The organism is Halopelagius fulvigenes (genome assembly GCF_055398025.1).
The window spans coordinates 400,657-419,624 of record NZ_AP043846.1 but is presented as its reverse complement, the minus strand read 5'-3'; the positions used below and the strand labels follow the sequence as shown (position 1 = coordinate 419,624).

At 68.3% G+C, this 18,968-nt stretch carries 17 protein-coding genes; 11 read left to right on the top strand and 6 right to left on the bottom strand.

Annotated elements, in window-relative coordinates; genetic code table 11:
* The first annotated feature begins 53 nt into the window (after positions 1-53).
* From ACZ522_RS06515 to ACZ522_RS06505, 3 genes are all read left to right on the top strand, one after another.
* Entirely contained in the window at positions 54-1,280 is a 1,227-nt protein-coding gene (locus ACZ522_RS06515) for an HD domain-containing protein (protein ID WP_379693773.1), read from the top strand.
* A 134-nt stretch (positions 1,281-1,414) separates the two neighbouring features.
* Positions 1,415-2,428, top strand: coding sequence for an amidohydrolase family protein (locus ACZ522_RS06510; protein WP_379693775.1), 1,014 nt, complete (start codon positions 1,415-1,417; stop codon positions 2,426-2,428).
* An 86-nt stretch (positions 2,429-2,514) separates the two neighbouring features.
* On the top strand, positions 2,515-3,075 hold the full coding sequence (locus ACZ522_RS06505) for a universal stress protein (RefSeq protein ID WP_379693777.1): 561 nt from the start codon (positions 2,515-2,517) through the stop codon (positions 3,073-3,075).
* 36 nt (positions 3,076-3,111) lie between these two features.
* Here the strand turns inward: ACZ522_RS06505 and ACZ522_RS06500 are convergent, their stop codons facing one another.
* On the bottom strand, positions 3,112-4,077 hold the full coding sequence (locus ACZ522_RS06500) for a biotin--[acetyl-CoA-carboxylase] ligase (RefSeq protein WP_379693779.1): 966 nt from the start codon (positions 4,075-4,077) through the stop codon (positions 3,112-3,114).
* A 116-nt stretch (positions 4,078-4,193) separates the two neighbouring features.
* Between ACZ522_RS06500 and ACZ522_RS06495 the strand changes: the two genes are divergently transcribed.
* Complete coding sequence (locus ACZ522_RS06495) at positions 4,194-4,751, top strand: maltose acetyltransferase domain-containing protein (protein WP_379693781.1); 558 nt, start codon at positions 4,194-4,196, stop codon at positions 4,749-4,751.
* Positions 4,752-4,768: 17 nt separating this feature from the next.
* Here the strand turns inward: ACZ522_RS06495 and pccA are convergent, their stop codons facing one another.
* A complete protein-coding gene (gene pccA / locus ACZ522_RS06490) occupies positions 4,769-6,574 on the bottom strand; it encodes a propionyl-CoA carboxylase biotin carboxylase/biotin-carboxyl carrier subunit (RefSeq protein WP_379693784.1) in 1,806 nt (601 codons plus the stop codon).
* A 198-nt stretch (positions 6,575-6,772) separates the two neighbouring features.
* Between pccA and asd the strand changes: the two genes are divergently transcribed.
* On the top strand, positions 6,773-7,807 hold the full coding sequence (asd, locus tag ACZ522_RS06485; RefSeq protein ID WP_379693786.1) for an aspartate-semialdehyde dehydrogenase: 1,035 nt from the start codon (positions 6,773-6,775) through the stop codon (positions 7,805-7,807).
* 246 nt (positions 7,808-8,053) lie between these two features.
* Positions 8,054-8,515: a response regulator gene (locus tag ACZ522_RS06480; RefSeq protein WP_379693788.1), complete on the top strand. Its 462-nt coding sequence runs from the start codon at positions 8,054-8,056 to the stop codon at positions 8,513-8,515.
* Positions 8,516-8,574: 59 nt separating this feature from the next.
* On the opposite strand, the gene ACZ522_RS06475 is transcribed toward ACZ522_RS06480, so the two are convergent.
* Positions 8,575-9,540, bottom strand: a complete 966-nt coding sequence (locus ACZ522_RS06475) for a D-2-hydroxyacid dehydrogenase (RefSeq protein WP_379693790.1) — start codon at positions 9,538-9,540, stop codon at positions 8,575-8,577.
* Between the two features lie 226 nt (positions 9,541-9,766).
* Here ACZ522_RS06475 and ACZ522_RS06470 point away from each other — a divergent pair, with 226 nt between their 5' ends.
* The gene (locus tag ACZ522_RS06470) at positions 9,767-11,146 is read left to right on the top strand and encodes an NAD(P)/FAD-dependent oxidoreductase (RefSeq protein WP_379693792.1); all 1,380 of its coding nucleotides are present in this window, start codon (positions 9,767-9,769) and stop codon (positions 11,144-11,146) included.
* Positions 11,147-11,517: 371 nt separating this feature from the next.
* Complete coding sequence (locus tag ACZ522_RS06465) at positions 11,518-12,453, top strand: alpha/beta hydrolase (protein ID WP_379693794.1); 936 nt, start codon at positions 11,518-11,520, stop codon at positions 12,451-12,453.
* Between the two features lie 96 nt (positions 12,454-12,549).
* Here ACZ522_RS06465 and ACZ522_RS06460 read toward each other — a convergent pair whose 3' ends face one another.
* Both ACZ522_RS06460 and ACZ522_RS06455 read right to left on the bottom strand, forming a co-directional pair.
* Positions 12,550-13,662, bottom strand: a complete 1,113-nt coding sequence (locus ACZ522_RS06460; RefSeq protein WP_379693796.1) for a pyridoxal-phosphate-dependent aminotransferase family protein — start codon at positions 13,660-13,662, stop codon at positions 12,550-12,552.
* 104 nt (positions 13,663-13,766) lie between these two features.
* The gene (locus ACZ522_RS06455) at positions 13,767-14,861 is read right to left on the bottom strand and encodes a glutamate-cysteine ligase family protein (RefSeq protein WP_379693798.1); all 1,095 of its coding nucleotides are present in this window, start codon (positions 14,859-14,861) and stop codon (positions 13,767-13,769) included.
* 217 nt (positions 14,862-15,078) lie between these two features.
* Here ACZ522_RS06455 and ACZ522_RS06450 point away from each other — a divergent pair, with 217 nt between their 5' ends.
* The 3 genes from ACZ522_RS06450 (at position 15,079) to ACZ522_RS06440 (ending at position 17,852) form a co-directional block, all read left to right on the top strand.
* The gene (locus tag ACZ522_RS06450) at positions 15,079-16,179 is read left to right on the top strand and encodes an oxidoreductase (protein ID WP_379693801.1); all 1,101 of its coding nucleotides are present in this window, start codon (positions 15,079-15,081) and stop codon (positions 16,177-16,179) included.
* A gap of 97 nt (positions 16,180-16,276) precedes the next feature.
* Positions 16,277-17,062 carry a formate/nitrite transporter family protein gene (locus ACZ522_RS06445; protein WP_379693804.1) on the top strand — a complete coding sequence of 262 codons (786 nt, stop codon included), beginning with the start codon at positions 16,277-16,279 and terminating at the stop codon, positions 17,060-17,062.
* 70 nt (positions 17,063-17,132) lie between these two features.
* Positions 17,133-17,852 (top strand): ferredoxin--NADP reductase, encoded by a 720-nt coding sequence (locus ACZ522_RS06440; RefSeq protein WP_379693806.1) that lies wholly within the window; start codon positions 17,133-17,135, stop codon positions 17,850-17,852.
* 130 nt (positions 17,853-17,982) lie between these two features.
* On the opposite strand, the gene ACZ522_RS06435 is transcribed toward ACZ522_RS06440, so the two are convergent.
* Complete coding sequence (locus tag ACZ522_RS06435) at positions 17,983-18,882, bottom strand: FAD-dependent oxidoreductase (protein WP_379693808.1); 900 nt, start codon at positions 18,880-18,882, stop codon at positions 17,983-17,985.
* Positions 18,883-18,968: the final 86 nt, after the last annotated feature.

Sequence of the window (18,968 nt, the reverse complement as noted above, 5' to 3'; positions counted from 1 at the left end):
AACTCGACACTCTCGCCCTGAGCCTTTTATCAGATGGCGGTCGAATCTCCGGTATGACGACCATCAAAGACAGCGTCCACGACCACATCGAGGTCGAGGGCGTCGCGGAGGCGCTTTTGGACACCGAGGAGGTGCAACGACTCCGCCGCATCAAGCAGTTGGGGACAGTGCAGTTGGTGTACCCGTCGGCGAACCACACGCGCTTCGAGCACTCCTTGGGCGTCTACCACCTCGCCTCCCGCGCCCTCGACCACCTCGGCATCGACGGCATCTTGGGCGAACGCGTCCGCGCGGCGGCCCTCCTCCACGACGTCGGCCACGGCCCCTACAGCCACAACATCGAGTCGGTCACGCACCGCCACACCGGCAAGTACCACGACGACGTGGGCGAACTCCTCGCGACGGGCGAAGTCGGCGACGTGCTCAGAGCGGAGGGTCTCGACCCCGCGCGGGTTGCGGAACTCGTCGCGGGCGACGGCCAGTACGGCCAACTCGTCTCCGGCGAACTCGACGTGGACCGGATGGACTACCTCGTCCGCGACGCCCACCACACGGGCGTCCCCTACGGCACGATCGACACCGAACGACTCGTCCGGGAACTGACGTTCGTGGACGGCGAACTCGTCTTAGACGAGGGGAACGTCCAGACGGCCGAGAGCCTGCTTCTGGCGCGCGCGCTGATGAACCCGACCGTCTACCAGCACCACGTCGCCCGCATCTCGAAGGCGATGCTGCGCCGCGCGTCGGAACGACTGCTCGAACAACCGGACCTGACGGCCGAGCAACTCCGCCGGATGGACGACCCCGACCTGATAACGGCCCTTCGGACGACGCCCGAGACGGAAGCGTTCGCCCGCCGACTCGACTGCCGCGACCTGTTCAAGCGCGCGGTGTGGGCCGAGATGGCCGACGTTCCCGACCGAGTCATCGACGCGGACTACGAGGAGATAGAAGCGCTCGAACGCCGAATCGCGGACCGCGCGGGCGTCGAGTGGGGGTCGGTCATCGCGGACGTGCCCGGCCGCCCGTCGATGACCGAATCGACGACGCGGGTGATGGTCGGCGGCGAGATGCGGCAACTCGGCAAGCAGTCCCCCCTCGTCTCCGCGTTGCGGACCGCCCAACGACAGCAGTGGCGACTCGGCGTGTACGCCCCCAGCGACGAGACGGACGCCGTCGGGCGCGCGGCGGCGGACGTGTTGGGCCTCGACATCGACGGCGCTCTCGTCTCCGACGTCCGCCACGGCGTCCACGCGACGTTGGACGAGTTCGCGGAGTAACGTCCTCGAACTCGGGACCGCAGTCGTCACCGGCCGCCGCGTCGGGGGCGTCCCGGGGGGAGACGCCCTCTCAGAGGCGACGGGAGGGTCCTCGATTCGGGAGTTTCAAGCGTCTCCCCGCGGGAGATTCGGGCATGATCGTAGAGGGGACACTCTTACGCGGGCGAACGCTCGAACCGGTGCAGGGCCGGGTCGTCGTCGAGGACGGCCGAATCACCGCCGTCGAGGAGGCGGACGTCGACTCCGACGACATCGTCCTGCCCGCCTTCGTCAACGCGCACACGCACATCGGCGACTCGATAGCCAAGGAGGCTGGCGCGGGACTCTCCCTGGACGAACTCGTCGCGCCGCCGGACGGCCTGAAGCACCGCCTCCTGCGGCAGGCGAGTCGCGAGGAGAAGAGAGAAGCGATGCGCCGGTCGCTTCGCTTCATGGAGTCCTCGGGGACGGCGACGTGCGTCGAGTTCCGCGAGGGCGGCGTCGAGGGCGTCGAACTCATCCGGGAGGCGACGGCCGGACTCGACGTCGATCCCGTGGTGTTGGGGCGGGAAACGGTCGACGCGATGCGGGAGGCCGACGGATTCGGCGCGTCGGGCGCGCGGGACGGCGACTTCGAACGCCACCGGAACGCGACGCGCGAGGCGGGCAAACTGTTCGGCATCCACGCGGGCGAACGCGACTCTCACGACGTCGACCCCGCACTCGATTTGGACCCCGACTTCCTCGTCCACGTGGTCCACCCCGACCCTCTCCACCTGGAACGCATCGAGGACAGCGAAATCCCCGTCGTCGTCTGTCCGCGGTCGAACCTCGTGACCGACGTGGGCGTCCCGCCGATGCGCGAACTCGTGGACCGAACCACCGTCGCCCTCGGGACGGACAACGTGATGCTGAACTCGCCGTCGATGTTCCGCGAGATGGAGTTCGCCGCGAAGTTGGGCGACGTGTCCGCGCGAGAGGTACTGCAGATGGCGACGGTCAACGGCGCGGAGATCGCCGGACTCGACTACGGGCGCATCGAACCCGGCCGGGAGGCGAAACTCCTCGTCTTGGACGGCGACTCTGACAACCTCGCCGGCGCGCAGGACGTCGTCCGCGCCGTCGTCCGACGCGCCGGTACCGACGACGTGAAAGACGTGGTTCTCTAACCGACGCCCTCCCGTCTCCTTCGTTTCGAAACCCGTCAACGCGAACAGTTAAGACCGTGAACGACCGACTGTGATGCGAGTTAACAATGGTGATGTACGAGCGGATACTCGTCCCGACGGACGGTTCGGAGGGGTCGGACCGAGTGGTCGAACACGCCGTCCGTCTCGCGGACGTCCACGGGGCCGCCGTCCACGCACTCTACGTCGTCAACAGCGGAAGTTTCGCCGGGCTTCCGATGGAGTCGTCGTGGGAGGGGTTAGACGAGATGCTCCGCGCGGACGCCGAGGAGGCGGTGAGCGAGGTGAAACGCGTCGCGACGGACGCCGGCGTCCCCGTCGAGACGAGCGTCATCGAAGGGTCTCCGAGCCGAGAGATAGTCGAGTACGCCGAACGCGAGGGGTGTGACCTCGTCGTGATGGGCACCCACGGGCGCGGCGGACTCGACAGACTCCTCCTCGGAAGCGTCGCCGAGAAGGTCATCCGCGCCTCGAACGTCCCCGTCCTCACCGTCAGAGTCGGCCCCGACGCGGGCGAGGACGACGAGAAAGCGGCGACTCCGAGTCGGACCCGGACGACCGAGGAGGAACCCGTCGGGGCCGACGGCGAACGCGAATCCGAGTCCGGACCGGGCGCCGAAGCCGACTGACCCCGCGCCGGAGGGCGGTCCGAGTCGGAGTTCGAGTCACGCCGAGCGGAGGTGCTCGCAGTCGCCCGCGTGGACGACTTCCTCGCCGTCGTCGGTTCGGACGACCAACGCGCCCGGGAACCGCACGTCCACGGCCTCCCCTTCCACCGTCCCGCCGGGCGTCTCGACGCGCACTCGACGCCCGAGCGTCGAAGCGTACTCGCGCCACGCCGGGAGGACGGCCTCCGTGTCCTCTCGAAGCGAATGGAACTCCTCTAGGAGGCGCTGGACGAACGCGCGGCGGTCCACGTCGCCCGCCTCCTCGCGGATGCTCGTCGCGCCCGGCGGGAGGTCGGCCGCATCGACGTTCGCGTTCACGCCGATGCCGACGACCAACCACGAGACGCGGTCGGCCTCCCCCTCCATCTCCGTGAGGATGCCCGCGAGTTTCCGACCGCCGCGGCGCGCTGCCTCCGCGTCGTCGTCTGGGTCGTCTCCCGCCCCGACGAGAACGTCGTTCGGCCACTTGATGTGGGCGTCCACGCCCGCCTCGCGGGCCGCCCGCGTCGTCGCCACCGCTGCCGCCAGCGTGAACGCCGGGACGTGCGCGGGCGGTCGGTCCGGCCGGAGGACGAGGCTCATCCAGACGCCGCCCGAGGGCGCGGTCCACTCGCGTTTGAGGCGGCCCCGGCTGCCGGTCTGTTCGTCGGCGACGACGACGACGTCCGACGCCCCTTCGACGGCGAGTTCCCGGCCTCGGTCGTTCGAGCTGTCCAGCGAGTCGTGGTACTCCACCTCGAAGGGGGCGTCCAGACCGAACGCGATGGCAGACTCTCCGTACTCGGGCACGTCGGTCACGCGGTAGCCGTCGTCGCCGCTCTCGACGCCGAATCCGTCTTCTCGGAGGGCTTCGACCTGTTTCCACACCGCCGCGCGGGAGACGCCGAGTCGGTCCGCGAGTTCCGGCCCGGCGACCGGTCCGTCCGAGAGGGCGTCGAGGAGGGCGCGTCGCGTCTCGTTCATACGCGGGGATGCGGGCACAACGGAATGAATATCGGGGGTTCGGGTCGGCCGCCCGGCGGGGGAGGGTCGCCGCTCCGCCAGACCTATCTCCGCGTCCGCCGTGGGTGGAGGGTACGATGCCCTCCGAGAAGGAGAAGATGCTCGCGGGCGAGATGTACGACCCCGCGGACGAGACGCTCGCCGCCGAACGGCGCGAGGCCCGCCGACTCACCGACCGCTACAACGCGACGGGCGCGGACGACGACGAGGAACGCGAGCGACTGCTCCGAGAGCTGTTCGGGTCCGTCGGCGAGAACCCCACTGTCGAACCGACGCTGAAGTGCGACTACGGGTACAACGTCTCCGTCGGCGACGACTTCTACGCGAACTTCGACTGCGTGTTCTTGGACGTCCGCGAAATCGAGTTCGGCGACGACTGCATGCTCGGCCCGGGCGTCCACGTCTACGCCGCCACGCACCCGTTGGACGCGGAACGGCGCACATCGGGCCGGGAGTACGGCAAGCCCGTCACCGTCGGCGACAGGGTGTGGTTCGGCGGGCGCGCGGTGGTCAATCCCGGCGTGACGATAGGCGACGACGCGGTGGTGGCCTCCGGCGCGGTGGTCGCCGAGGACGTGCCCGAGAGCGTCGTCGTGCGGGGGAACCCGGCGAAAGTGGTGAAAGAACTAGACTGAAATCGAGGCCCGACCGCCTATTCGAGGACGACGAGGGGGTCGCCCATGTCGACGCTCTCGCCTTCGCTCACGAGGACCTGCGAGACGGTGCCGCCGCGTTCGGCGACCACGTCGTTCTCCATCTTCATCGCCTCCAGGACGCAGACGACGTCGCCCGCGGCGACGTCGTCGCCCTCCGCGACGTCAACCGAGAGGATGGTGCCCTGCATCTCGGCGGCGATCTGCTCGCCGTCGCCCTCGATCGCGACCTCCTCGTCGTCGTCGCTCGTCGCCTCGTCGGGGCGCGAACGGGTGGCCGACCCGCCGTTCGCGGCGCTCACGTCCGGCGTCGGGATGGCGGGCGCGCCGCGTTCTTCGAGGCTCACCTCGAAGCGCTTGCCGTTGACCTCGACGGTGAACTCGCGTTCGGTCACCTCCTCGTCTTCGTCGTCGCCGCCCCTCTCCTCGGGGCCCCACTTCTCGACGGCCTGCGCGATTCGCTCTTTGTCCAACTCCTCGTCGAGGTACTTCGTCGTGTGCTCGCCCGCGCGGAACGCCTCGTCGGTGAGCATGAGGCGGTGGAACGGGATGATGGTCTCGATGCCCTCGATGTCGTACTCCGCGAGGGCGCGTTCGGACCGCGCGAGGCACTCCTCGCGGTCCGAGGCGGTGACGATGAGTTTGGCTATCATCGAGTCGTAGTCCGTGACGAGTTCGTCGCCCTGCCGCAGGGCGTCGTCGATGCGGACGCCGATGCCGCCCGGCGGGTCGTACGTGTCGAGGGTGCCACCGGTCGCGGGCGCGAAGTCCTTGTCCGCCTTCTCGGCGTTGATGCGGAACTCGATGGAGTGGCCCTCTATCTCCACGTCGTCCTGTTCGAAGTCGAGTTCCTCGCCGGCAGCGACGCGCAGTTGCCACTTCACCACGTCGATGCCCGTCACCTGTTCGGTGACGGTGTGTTCGACCTGGATGCGGGTGTTGACCTCCATGAAGTAGAACTCGCCGTCCTCGACGAGGAACTCCACCGTCCCGGCGTTGTAGTACTCGGCCTCGCGGACGCCGCGGCGCGCCGCCTCGCCGATTCGCTCCCGGAGGTCCTCGTCCAAGGCGGGCGAGGGGGCCTCCTCGACGACCTTCTGGTGGCGACGCTGAAGCGAGCAGTCGCGTTCGCCGAGGTGGCGGACGTTGCCGTGTTCGTCCGCGAGAATCTGCACCTCGATGTGCCGCGGCGATTCGAGGTACTTCTCGACGTAGACGGAGGCGTTGTCGAAGTACGCCTCGCCCTCGCGCTTGGCCGTCTCCAACTGCTCTTCGGCCTCCGCCTCGCTTCGGACGACCTTCAGGCCGCGGCCGCCGCCGCCGCCCTCCGCCTTGATGGCGACGGGGTAGCCGAACTCCTCGGCGATCTCCTTTACCTCCTCGACGGACTCGACGGGTTCGGTGGTTCCGGGGACGACGGGCACGTCCGCCTCCTGCATCAGGGCGCGCGCCTTCGTCTTCTCCCCCAGTCGTTCCATTGCGTCCGCGGAGGGGCCGACCCACTTGATGTCCGTCTCCTCGACCTTGCGGGCGAACTCGGCGTTCTCCGCGAGGAAGCCGTACCCCGGGTGGATGGCGTCCGCGCCGGCCTTCCGCGCGGCGTCGATGACCGCCTCGTGGTCGAGGTAGGAGTCCGCCGCGCGGGCGGGGCCGACGTTGTAGGCCTCGTCGGCGTACCGGACGTGTCCGCTGTGCTTGTCGGCGTCGCTGTAGATGGCGACGGTCCGGATGCCCAACTCCTCACAGGCCCGCATCACGCGGACGGCTATCTCCCCTCGGTTGGCGACGAGAACCTTACTGAACATTTACGGACGTATTCAGTAACGCGGCACCTCATTCTATCGGTTCATCACGTAGCGGGGTTCGACGCTCGTCGAACCTCCGCGCGGGGGCGGGTGGACGAACGTCCTGATTCGGCCGCCGACCGCCGACCGTTCTGAACGTTCGTGAAATACGTCCCGAATCCAAACGGCCTTATGGCCGTGGTACGGAACCTCACGCCAATGGCAGTACGAGTCGGAATTCTCGGCGCGACCGGGGCGGTCGGACAGCGATTCATACAACTACTCGAAGACCACCCGACGTTCGAACTCGCGGCCCTGACCGCGAGCGAATCGAGCGCGGGCAAGACGTACCGGGAGGCGGCGAAGTGGCGCGTCAACACGCCGATTCCCGATGACGTGGCGGAGATGACCGTCACGGAGACGACGCCGGAGGCGGTGCCGGACGACGTGGACCTGCTGTTCTCCTCGCTCCCGTCGGGCGTCGCTGCGAACGTCGAACCGGGCTTCTTAGAGGAGGGGTACGTCGTCTCCTCGAACTCCTCGAACGACCGGATGGCACCCGACGTTCCCCTCACCATCCCCGAGGTGAACCCGGGCCACCTCGAACTCATCGAGGTGCAACGCGACGAACGCGGGTGGGACGGCGCACTCGTGAAGAACCCGAACTGCTCGACCATCACGATGGTGCCGACGCTGGCCGCTCTCGACCGGTTCGGTCTGGAGAACGTCCACGTCTCGACGCTGCAGGCCGTCTCCGGCGCGGGCTACTCCGGCGTCACGTCGATGGAGATTATCGACAACGCCATCCCGCATATCGGCGGCGAGGAGGACAAGATGGAGACGGAATCCCGGAAACTCCTCGGCGACTTCGACGGCGCGGAGCTGCACCTCCACGAGATGGACGTCGCCGCCTCGTGTAACCGCATCCCGACGCTCGACGGCCACTTGGAGAACGTCTTCGCGGAGACGGCCGAGGACGTCTCGCCCGAGGAGGCCGCCGAGGCGATGCGCGAGTACCCGAGCGTGGACCTCCACAGTTCGCCGGAGCAACTCATCCACGTCTTCGAGGACCCCGGTCGCCCGCAACCCCGCATGGACCGCGAACGCGGCGACGGCATGCAGATTTCGGCGGGCGGCATCCAAACGACGGCGGGCGGCCTGAAGTACAACTGCCTCGCGCACAACACGATTCGCGGCGCGGCCGGCGCCTCGGTCCTCAACGGTGAACTCCTCGTGGAAGAGGGCTACCTCTAAGCGCCCGCCGCCTCCGGGCAGTCTTCGCGCCCGGGGCGTCGCCGGCGAATCGGCGGACGACGTTCAGTCGCCGAGACCTGTTAGGATTCGAGTTAAAGGACCTCTTATCCCCGCTCGGCGCGTCCTGTCCGTAGCGAGAGACTTCGCACTGTGCGCCTCCCTCGGCGGACGGGAAATCTGACGGCGGAACGGTCGCGTACCGGTCACGGGCGCATTCACAGGATTCGCACTCGCCGCACCCACACCATGTCCAACGCCCACCAGCGCAGTCCCGACGACCGGGTCGAAATTCTCCTCGTCGAAGACAACCCCGGCGACGTCCGCCTCATACGGGAGGCGTTCAAAGCCGCGGGGAGCGAGACGACGTTGCGGCCCGTCACCAACGGGGACGACGCTATCGACCGGTTGCGGAAGCGGGTCACCGACGAATCCCGTACGCTTCCGGACATCGCCCTCGTGGACCTGAATCTGCCGAGAACAGACGGCTGTGCGGTCGTCGAATCCATCAGGGGCGACCCTCGACTCCGACTGCTTCCGGTGATCATGCTCACGGGGTCGGGGGACGGCGAGGACGTCGGACGGTGCTACGACGCCAGCGCTAACGCGTACCTCACCAAACCCACGGACCCCGACGAGTTCGTCACACTCGCGGAAGCTGTCGAGAGATTCTGGTTCGAACACGTGGAACTTCCGCCCGACGAACGGTAACCTCGGACGACTCCGTCCCGGTGTCGGCCGCACGGACGACCGATAGCGGGCGTTCGACGCTATATCACCTGATTCTCCAACTCTTCGAACTCCCCCGTCTCGTCGGCGCGTTCGACGTTGCGCGCGACGATGCCGGCCAAACGCTCCCAGTACTTCGGCGTGTGGCCCGCGTTGTGGGGCGTGATGAGGACGTTCTCGAAGTTCCACAGTTCGTGGTCCTCCGGCAGGGGTTCGGGGTCGGTCACGTCGAGTGCCGCGCCGCGGATGGCGTTCGACCGGAGTGCGTCCAAGAGGGCGTCGGTGTCCACGACGGGCCCGCGCCCGACGTTGACGAGGACGGCGTCCGGCGGCATCGACCGGAGGGCGTCGGCGTCCACGAGTCCGCGCGTCGTCTCCGTCAGGGGGCAGGCGACGACGAGGTAGTCGCTTCGGGCGAGGGCGTCGTGGAACCCCCGTTCGTCTTCGAGGCCGACCACCTCGTCCGTCGGGCCGCCCTTCTCCGGCGAGTAGCGCACGCCGATGGTCTCAACGCCGAAGGAGCCGAGTCGCTCCACGGTGGCCCGCCCGAGTGCGCCGAGTCCGACGACGGTCACCGTCGAACCCTGCAACTCGCGGGTCTGGAACGACCGCCACTGGCGTCGTTGCTGTTGCCGCCACGCGACGTGGAACCGGCGCGTGAACGAGAGGATGGCCCCGACGACGTGTTCTCCGATGTTGGGGCCGTGGACGCCGGAGGCGTTGGTGACCGCGACGCCGCGTTCTTCAAGGACGTCCGTCGGGAGGTGGCCCGTCCCGGCGTAGACGCACGCGAACATGCGCAGGTTCTCCGCCGCCGCGAGGGCGTCCTCGTCGAGGGAGAGTCCCGTCGCCACCGGCGTCTCGCGCAGGAGTTCGCGCTCCTCGGCGGGGGTGCGCGCGAGGACGACGTTCTTCTCGGGGAGTCGCGCGCGGAGTTCCTCGGCGTACCCCTCGGCGGACAGTCCGTGAATCTTCTGCCGTAAGACGACGATGTCGGCGTCGCTCATCGGGTAGGATACGCTCCGGGAGGGGTGGTAAATGTTCACCCCGAGCGAACGGCGTCCGCCGCCTCTCGAACTCACCCCTCGCCGAACCGACCGCCCGTCGGACCGACCGCCCGTCGGACCGACCCCTCGTCGAACGCGCCGACCGCCGGCCCGTCGCCGGGGCGAACCGGTCAGTACGCGTGCCAGTTCAGGGGGTTTATTATCGCCGCAGGGTTCGGTACGCGGTATGGAGCGATTCGACGTAGCCATCGTCGGCGGTGGGCCCGCAGGGTCGTCCGCCGCGCACGCCGCGGCGTCGAGGGGCGCGTCGGCGGTGGTGCTGGAGAAGGGGGTTCCCCGGGCCGACCGGCCCGACCGACTCGGCCCCGACTCGACGGACGCGGCGGGAATCCTCGACTACTGGGTGGACATCATGGGCATCCACCCCGACGAGATGCCCGACGACGTACTCCTCAGCCATCTCGACCGCGCGGAGTTCGTCGGCCCCACCGAGTCCATCGTCCTGCGGAAGACGGGCATCGAGTCGTCGTACGACGAGTTCGGCTACTGTTTCCACCGCGCGAGATTCGACGACTGGATGCGCGACAGGGCCGAGGAGGCGGGCGCGACGTACCGCGTGAAGGCGTCCGTCCGCGACGTGGAGACCGACCCCGACGGCGACGGCCCGCGCCACGTCGTCCGCCTCGCCTCGGGCGAGGATATCGCCGCCGACTTCGTCGTCCTCGCGGACGGCCCCCAACGGACGGTGACGAACAAGGTTCTCGACCGGTTCGTCCCGTTCGACATCACGGACCGACTGGCGACGACGAAGGTCAACCACATCGCCTACCAGGAGCACAGACGCCTCCCCGAGGAGGTGTACGACGAGGTGTCGAGCGCCATCAAGTTCTGGTGGGGGTACATGCCCGGTCACACCGCCTACCCGTGGATCTTCCCGAACGACGGCACCGTCGCCCGGATCGGCCTGACGATGCCCATCGGCTTAGACATCGACGAGATAGAAGACAGAGAGAAGTACGCTCTCCTCCGCGACGACGACGAGCGAATCCCGCAGGGGAGAGAGTACATCCGCCGCCTCCTCGAACAGGAGTACGGCGATGAGTACGACATAGAGGGGGACTTCCCCCTCGTCGAGGACCGCGGGAAGACGAAGGGGACGGAGACGTACGCAATCTCCTCGACGCGACCCATCGACTCGCCCGCGAAGGTCGGCATCGCCGTCGTCGGCGGCGCGATGGGCGCAACCTCGGCGTTCCACGAGGGCGGGGACCACGTCGCCGTCCGGACGGGCGCTATCGCCGGCGAACTCGCCGCCGAGGGCGACCTGACGCCGTACAACGCTCGCTGGAAGGACGCCATCGGCGAGGAAGTCCTGCGCAACGTCTCCTTCGCCGACGTCGTCCGCGACTACGGCCCGGACGACTGGGACTGGGCGTTCTCGACGGCGAAGAAACTGCAGGTGGAGTCGGGGCCGGAGCTGTTCAAAACCTCGAAAATCGGCGCGGGATTCAACGCCGCCCGCCTCGTCACGACGTACAAGAAGACGAAGTTCAAGTACCGAAATGGGAAGTACGTCCAACTGAAGGAGTCGGAGTACACCGTCTGAACCGTCGGAACCCCGGCGGAACCGTCGAGTCGGAACCCCCTTGTGGTTCGACCCCCTACGTCCTCGTGCGCACCTTAGTCCCCGTTCCGAGTAGTCCCACGAGGGAGCGATGAGGAAACGGAGAACCCGGGTGCGCGACATATCCGAGTCGCCTCTGGCGACGACTCCGCCGACGGCGGCAGTCGCCGGCGGAGTGGAACGTCCGCGCCCGAAAGACGGACCGCCTGACACGAGGGTTTCCCGGCTGACGCGGCGCGCCGCCTCGGGATGATGCCGGCCGTTAGTGTCTCGGGCGACATTTCTGTACGACGACAGCGCATCGACTCCGCGGAGCACAAGCGGTTTAGTGTCGATTACCCAAACTCTCGGTGATGCACGCCGACGACATCGACCCGCAGGCGAAGGCGGCGGTCGAACGCCAAGACCGGTTCCCGCTTCCGCACAGTCGCCGCGGGTTGAAGCTCCTCCGACTCGTCACCCGCGCGGTCACGCGGATGCGGAACCGGAACCCGCCGAGCGTCGGTGCGACCGCCGACCGAACGATTCCGGGTCCCGCCGGCGAACTCGACGCCCGCCTCTATCTCCCGGACGCGGACGGACCGCACCCCACGGTGGTGTTCTTCCACGGCGGCGGGTTCGTCCTCGGAAGTATCGGCACGCACGACTGGCTCTGCCGGCATCTCACGCGAGAGAGCGGCTGCGCCGTCCTCTCGGTCGAGTACCGACTCGCCCCCGAACACCCCTTCCCCGCGGCCGTGGAAGACGCCTACGCCGCCGTCGAGTGGGCGGCCGCGAACCCGGACGCCGTCCGCGGGACCAGGGAGATAGCAGTGGCGGGTGACTCCGCGGGCGGAAACCTCGCCGCCGTCGCCGCCCTCGTGGCCGCCGAGCGCGACGGCCCGCAGATTTCCCACCAGACGCTCCTCTACCCCGCCGTCGGCGTCGAGGAGGATCAGCAGTCCGTCCGAGAGCACGCCGGCGTCGTCCTCGATAGAGCGGACATGGAGTGGTTCGAGCGCTGTTACTACGTGAGCGATATCCACAGACGGAACCCGTACGCCGACCCGACGAACGCCGCCGACGTCTCCGGCGTCGCCCCCGCGACGGTCGTCACCGCCGGATTCGACCCGCTCCGCGACGGCGGGAAGGCGTACGCCGAACAACTCGTCCGCGACGGCGTCCCCACGCGCTACGAGAACTACGACGACATGGTCCACGGGTTCATGACGATGCGCGAGGTGGACCGGGCCCGCACCGCCATCGCGGACGTGGCCGACGACATCGCGGACGCGTTCGGGGAGGACTGACCGAGAAACGGTGCGGTCGGATTCGGTGTCGCCGAGTCCACCGGTCGACGTTCGCCCGGTCGCACTACGGGCGACGTTCGATACGCTCGACCCGAATCAGAGCCCAGCGACGTCTTCGATGGCGTCGGTCAGGGCCCGAATCGACTCGACGTCGTGTTCGCCCATGTGGCCGATGCGGAACGTCTTCTCGCCGAGCGCCGACCCGTACCCGTTCGAGAACACCATGTCGTACTCCTCGGAGACCTCTTCGATGGTCGCGGCGACGTCGATTTCCCGCGTGTTCTCGATGCAGCTCACCGTCTGGGACTCGTAGCCCTCCTCGGGGAACATGTCGAAGTGCTCGCGCGCCCACCGGCGGGTGTACTCGGCCATCTCGCGGTGGCGTTCGTCGCGCGCCTCGTGGCCCTCGTCGAGCATGTGCTTCATCTGCTTTCGGTAGGCCAGCATGATGGGAATCGCGGGCGTGGAGTGGGTCTGTCCCTTCCGGTCGTAGTAGTCGAGCGAGCGCTGGAACCCGCCGTACCACGACGCCGACTCCTTCTCGACTTCTCGCTCGTAGGCGTCCTCGCTCACGATGCAGACGGCGAGGCCGGGCGGCATGGCGAACGCCTTCTGGACCGACGTGAAGACGACGTCGATGCCGTGGGCGTCGATATCGACGTAGTCGCCGCCCAGAGACGACACCGCGTCCACGACGAAGTAGGTGTCCGGGTACTCCGCGACCACGTCGCCGATCTCCTCTATCGGGTTGCGGACGCCCGTCGAGGACTCGTTCATCACGCAGGTGACGACGTCGTAGTCGGTGTCGCTCCCTTCGAGCGTTTCGCGGACGTCTTCGGGCTTGACCGCCCGTCCCCACTCGTACTCCAGCGTATCGACGTTCTTCCCCAACCGCTCCGCGACGTTGGCCTGACGCTCGCTGAAACTCCCGCAGGTCGTCACGAGGACGTTCTCGTCGACGAGGTTGAGGACGGAACTCTCCATGAACTCCGTGCCCGACCCCGTGAGGATTATCGCGTCGTTGTCGGTGCCGAGGAACTCCTTCGTGTCCTCGACGATGGTGGTGTAGAGGTCCGTCATCCGGTCCATGCGGTGGCCGAACATCGGTTCGCACATCGCCTCGACGACGTCCTCGCGCACCTCGGTCGGACCGGGGATGTACAGCGTCTTGTCGGGATAGTCGTCTCCGTATTCGCGTTTCTCGGTCACGTGAAACACCTAAGTAAGGTCCCCTGTGCGTCGCGGTTCCATGGTACTTTTGATTCGCCGCGGACGCCCCGCCGGACGGGCGCGTCACGCCCGCCGAGCAGTACTCACCCTCGGGACAGTTCCGCCCGAGGTGCCGTCGTCTCGCGCAGGCGTTCGATGTCGCGTTCGAGACGGTCCGCGGCCCGGCGGCGGAGCCGCCTCGCCCCGTCGGCGTCGAGCCGTCTTCGCCCGTCGATTTCCGCCCCGAACGGCCGGTACTCCTCGGACTCGAAGCCCATCCGAGAGAGGTGTCGCTCGACGCGCGGTGCCGCGAGTCCGCGTTCGATCGCCGCATCGACGTGCCCTCGAAGCCGCTCGAACGGCGGGAGCGACAGCGCACCGTCGTCTCCACCGTCGCCGATACGGGTGCCGTCCTCGACGGCGGTTTCGACGATTCGCGTCGCGTCGGCGGCGAGACGGCAGAGTTCAAGCGGAGAGGCGGCGTCGGGCGTCCGCCACTCCACGGTTCCGAGGTCGTCCCGGAGACAGACCGGGGCCCAGACCGCGTCGCAGGGCGAAAACTCTGACTCGACGGTCTCGGGGTCGATTCCGCGCTCCGCGGCGGCCTCGACGAAGGCGTCGAACCGCCTCTCGACTCGCCCTCGCCACTCGGCGGCCGACTCGGGGTACCGCCACAGCTGGCCGTACTCGGGGAAGGACCGGTAGCACAGTCGCCGGTACGCGTGCGGTCGAGCGCACGCGGTGACCCGACGACGGCGGTAGTAGGGCGCGGTGTTCACGAGGGCGAACGCCGGGTCTAACGCCGTGAGGACGCGGAGTTGGTCGGCGACGCTCGTCTGCTCGAAGTGCAGGTGGGTGCCCGCGCAGTACCCGGCGTGGCCGAAGTCGTCGCCGAGGACGGCGCGTTGGACGTCGATTCGTGAGCTCGTCCGCCGCGGAAGTCGCTCGTCGCTCAACGGCGTGCCCAACGGCACGAGGCGCTTGTCGCGCACCCGCGCCTCCTCGCGGACGCGCCCGAGTCGGTCCCCGAGGACGGCAGCCAGTTCCGAGAGCGAATCGCAGGGAGGCGTCTTCACCTCCAACAACGGGGTCACCATCTCGGAGTCGACCCCCTCGCAGGCGGCTATCACCTCGTCGGCCGGACGGAGGTGGCCGTCGGTGTCGACGAGCCAACACTCGATTTCGATTCCGATTCGCATGGTTGGAAGGTTCGGTCGTCACCGCGTCGCGCCGGAAGCGCCGGCGCATTATGACATTCGGTACCAATTATCAAATAACTTTTGCCGCTTTTCCGACGTTCGGGAGAAGGCGCACGTCGGGGTTCTCCGTGCGCGTGCCGTGCGATACCAGACGTGTCGTGCGTGGAGCGCACATCCGCGCCTGCGGCTTTAGTCCGGACGGCGACAACCTCGAACCATGACAGACGACCCGCTCTTCGAGCCGTTCGAGTGGAAGGGACTCTCCCTCGACAACCGCGTCGGCCTTGCGCCAATGACGCGGACGAGCGCGACGGACGAGGGGTGCGCGACCGAACGGATGGCCGACTACTACGCCTCGTTCGCCCGCGGCGGGTTCTCCGTGCTCGTCACCGAGGGCGTCCACCCCGACACGGCCCACAGTCAGGGGTACCACAACCAGCCTGGTCTCGCGACCGACGAGCAGGCGGCGTCGTGGTCGCAGGTCGTCGATGCGGTCCACGAGGAGGGGAGCCCCATCTTCGCGCAGGTCATGCACGCCGGCGCGCAGGGGCAGGGCAGCCGCTACGGCGAGGGCCTCGTGGCCCCGTCGCCGTACCGCGCGCCGGGCGAGATGGCGGAGGTGTACGGCGGGTCCGGGGAGTTCCCCGAGGCCGAGGCGCTGGACGACGGCGGACTGGCCGAGGTGAAGACGGGCTTCGTCGAGTCCGCCGAGCGTGCGGTCGAAGCCGGGTTCGACGGCGTCGAGGTCCACGCCGCCAACGGCTACCTGCTCCACGAGTTCGTCGACCCCCTCGTGAACGAACGCGACGACGAGTACGGCGGCAGCCCCGAGGCGCGGGCGCGCTTCCCGGCCGAAGTCGTCGCGGCGATTCGCGACGCGACCCCAGAGGAGTTCGTCGTCGGCGTCCGCGTATCTCAGGGCGCGGTCACGGACGAGGAACGGACGTGGCCCGACGGGGAGGCGACCGCGGAGGCGGTCTTCGAGGCGTTCACCGACGCCGGCGCGGACTACCTTCACGTCACCGAACCCGAGGTGACCGAACCGGCGTTCGGCGACGAGGGGCCGACGCTCACCGAACTGGCCGTCCGACACGGCGACACCGTCGTGTTCGCGAACGGCGGCCTCGGCGACCCCGAGAAGGCGCGCGAGGCGCTGGCCGACGGGGCGGACATCGTGACGCAGGGCACCGCCGCCCTCGCGAACCACGACTGGCCGGACCGCGTCCGCCGCGGCGAGACGCTCGACGAACTCGACCCGACCCTCGTATTCCGACCGGACGTCTCGATAAGCGACGCCGAGATTCCGAGCGACGACTGAGCACCGCCCCGGACGCGCCGGCGTCGAACGCGCCCTTCGTCCCTTCCCGCGGACGCTGGCCACGTCGCTTTTCATCGTGTCGGGAGACAGTCGAAAAGTGCCCGTCGCGCCCGACCCGTCGGAGATATTCGAGAGGGCGGTCGAGGAGGGCGAACGCCGCCTCGACCAGCCGATGCTCGAACTCGTCTCGACCAGTTTCATCGCCGGATTCACCGTCGTGTTCGGCATCGTCGCCCTCGGTATCGTCCACGCGTTCGTCGAACCGCAGTTCGGAAAGATAGCCACCATCGCCGGCGCACTCGCGTTCGGCGTGAGCCTCGTCTTCCTCGTCGTCGGCCGGGCGGAACTGTTCAACGAGAACTTCTACGACCCGGTGGCGAAGGCGGTGGACGCCGACTCGTGGATGGTCTCGAAGCTCCTCCGCCTGTGGTCGGTCACCTTCGCGGTCAACCTCGTCGGCGGCGTCCTCATGGCGTACATCTTCTCCGTCCACGGCGTGTTGCCGAAGGGGGCCGTCCACGCCCTGCGCACGTTCGCAACGGAGTTCGTTCACCGCCCGGCGATAACGGAGTTCGCGGCGGCCATCGTCGGCGGCGCACTCGTCGTCCTGCTCTCGTTCCTCCTCGAAGCTGTCAACAGCGTCGGAAGCCGCATCGCGATGGCCTACATCGTCGGCGTCCTCCTGACGCTCGGGCCGTTCGACCACGTCGTCGTCACGATGCTGCACGTCGTCTTCGGCATGCTGTTCGGCGCGCCCATCGGCCTCGTCAAACTGGCGGAGACGACGGCTCTCGTCACCGCGGGGAACCTCGTCGGCGGACTCGGATTAGTCACCTTCACGCACATCACGCAGGCGATGGGCGCCCGCGAGTCGGGCGGGTGAACCGCCGCGAATCGCCTCTCGACGACCGCGCCGCCACCACGCATTTTTGACATCTCTTCGAAGCCCGCCTATGTCGATTACCGTCACCGTCGCGGACGTCCACCGGATGACGCCGGACGTGCGACAGTTCCGACTCGTCGCCGACGACCACACGTTCGACTACCGACCGGGCCAGCACACGGCGGTCCACTTCGAGAGCGACGACGAGGAGGGGACGCGGCCGTACACGGCCGCCACCCTCCCGGGGACGAACGAGATGGTCCTCGCGATAAAGCGCTACGACGACGGGAACGCCTCCGTCTTCATGCACGACCGAACGCCGGGCGACGAGATAGAGATAGAACCGGTGGACGGCAACCTCTACGTCCGCGACTTCGACCGCGACGCCGCGTTCGTCGCGACGGGCACGGGAATCACGCCCCTCTACCCGATGTTCAAGCAGTACGCCGCCGAGGGGAGGGGGGACGCCCACCTCGTGTTCGGCGAACGCGGCCAGTCGCACGTCATCTTCCGCGAGAGCATCGACCAACTCCGGGCGGAACACGGGAACGTCTCCGCCGAGTACGTCCTCTCGCGCGCCGACGACGAGGGGTGGAACGGCCGGACGGGGCACGTGCAGGACCACCTGCCGGACGCACTGGAGGAGACGGTCGGTCTGGACGGCACCGACTTCTACGTCTGCGGCGTCCCCGCGATGGTCGTCGAGACGCGCGACCTCCTCGAATCGGCGGGCGTCGAGGAGGACCACATCTACACCGAGGGCTGGGAGGCGGACGCCGCCGAGGAGTGACCGTCGAGGACGCCCGGTACCGGAGTGAGAGGAGAGAAGTCAGCGGGGAGAGTGGAGGGCCGAAAGCGGCGGCGGGCCGAAGCGTTCGAGGGGGACCGCCCGTCGAGGGAGTCGCGACCGTCGGAGACGGTCAGTCGTCGGCATCGGCGTCGCCCGCGCGGGTTCGCCCGCGGAGGTACGCCTCGATTCGGTCGTCGGGGATCCGTTCGAGGAGTCGGTCGTACCCGCGTTCGGCCCGGCGGTCGATGTCGTCGTCGGGGACGTACGCGCCCAACCTGCGTTCGACCTCCGCCTCTCGGAGGTCGGCCAGTTCGTCGCCGTCGAGGGGGTGGTCGTCGGGCACTCGGTCGTCGAACCACTCGCGCCACCGGTCGCGGGAGGCCCACTCCTCGGCGCGTTCGGCCTCGGGGCGGACCCAGTCCCAGTGGGCGGCGAGTTCCTCGGGGTACCCCGCCTCGCGGCGCACGTCCGCGATGAGGTTCCGGGCGATACGCGCGCCGTGACCGGCCGAGAGTATCGCCTGCGCGTTCGCCTCGCCGGCGGGCGCGGCGACGTAGAGGCCGTCTATCGGCGTCCGCCCGTCGGCGTCCGCGTAGTCGGGGTCGAACCGCTCTCTCGTCTCGCCGAGGTGTTCCGTCGTCGTCGTCATCGCCTCCTCGTCCATCGCACGCAGGTACGACCCGTCGTACCGCGCCGCGGCGACGACTCGGTCGGCGGTGACGGTTCCGCCCTCCTGCGTCTCGACGACGAACGCCCCCTCCTCGCGGGTCACCGACTCGACCATCTCCGCGCGGAGTTCGCACCCGGCCTCCTCGACGTGGGCGTGCAGCAACTCGTAGAACGCGTCGATTTCGATACCGGCGGGGAAGCCGGGGTAGTTCTCCAGATACGCGCACCGACGCAGCGAGGAGTTCCCCCGGTCGAAGACGACGGTGTCGAGGCCGTACCGGGCGGTGAAGACGCCCGCGGAGCATCCGGCGGGACCGCCGCCGACCACGACCACCTCGTAGTGCCGTCGTTCGTCGCTCATAGTTTTTGGCTGGCCTAAAACATCATAGTAGTTTCGGGAAGCGCACTCGTCGCGGCGATGACGTACTTATTTATTTTAGGCCGTCC

Bases quoted from the DNA above. Each gene is read 5' to 3' on its own strand.
- ACZ522_RS06495 (WP_379693781.1), top strand. From the start codon at position 4,194: ATGCCCTCCGAGAAGGAGAAGATGCTCGCGGGCGAGATGTACGACCCC.
- ACZ522_RS06440 (WP_379693806.1), top strand. From the start codon at position 17,133: ATGTCGATTACCGTCACCGTCGCGGACGTCCACCGGATGACGCCGGAC.
- ACZ522_RS06435 (WP_379693808.1), bottom strand. From the start codon at position 18,882: ATGAGCGACGAACGACGGCACTACGAGGTGGTCGTGGTCGGCGGCGGT.
- ACZ522_RS06505 (WP_379693777.1), top strand. From the start codon at position 2,515: ATGGTGATGTACGAGCGGATACTCGTCCCGACGGACGGTTCGGAGGGG.
- ACZ522_RS06500 (WP_379693779.1), bottom strand. From the start codon at position 4,077: ATGAACGAGACGCGACGCGCCCTCCTCGACGCCCTCTCGGACGGACCG.
- ACZ522_RS06465 (WP_379693794.1), top strand. From the start codon at position 11,518: ATGCACGCCGACGACATCGACCCGCAGGCGAAGGCGGCGGTCGAACGC.
- ACZ522_RS06480 (WP_379693788.1), top strand. From the start codon at position 8,054: ATGTCCAACGCCCACCAGCGCAGTCCCGACGACCGGGTCGAAATTCTC.
- ACZ522_RS06475 (WP_379693790.1), bottom strand. From the start codon at position 9,540: ATGAGCGACGCCGACATCGTCGTCTTACGGCAGAAGATTCACGGACTG.
- ACZ522_RS06455 (WP_379693798.1), bottom strand. From the start codon at position 14,861: ATGCGAATCGGAATCGAAATCGAGTGTTGGCTCGTCGACACCGACGGC.
- ACZ522_RS06450 (WP_379693801.1), top strand. From the start codon at position 15,079: ATGACAGACGACCCGCTCTTCGAGCCGTTCGAGTGGAAGGGACTCTCC.
- ACZ522_RS06515 (WP_379693773.1), top strand. From the start codon at position 54: ATGACGACCATCAAAGACAGCGTCCACGACCACATCGAGGTCGAGGGC.
- asd (WP_379693786.1), top strand. From the start codon at position 6,773: ATGGCAGTACGAGTCGGAATTCTCGGCGCGACCGGGGCGGTCGGACAG.
- ACZ522_RS06470 (WP_379693792.1), top strand. From the start codon at position 9,767: ATGGAGCGATTCGACGTAGCCATCGTCGGCGGTGGGCCCGCAGGGTCG.
- ACZ522_RS06510 (WP_379693775.1), top strand. From the start codon at position 1,415: ATGATCGTAGAGGGGACACTCTTACGCGGGCGAACGCTCGAACCGGTG.
- pccA (WP_379693784.1), bottom strand. From the start codon at position 6,574: ATGTTCAGTAAGGTTCTCGTCGCCAACCGAGGGGAGATAGCCGTCCGC.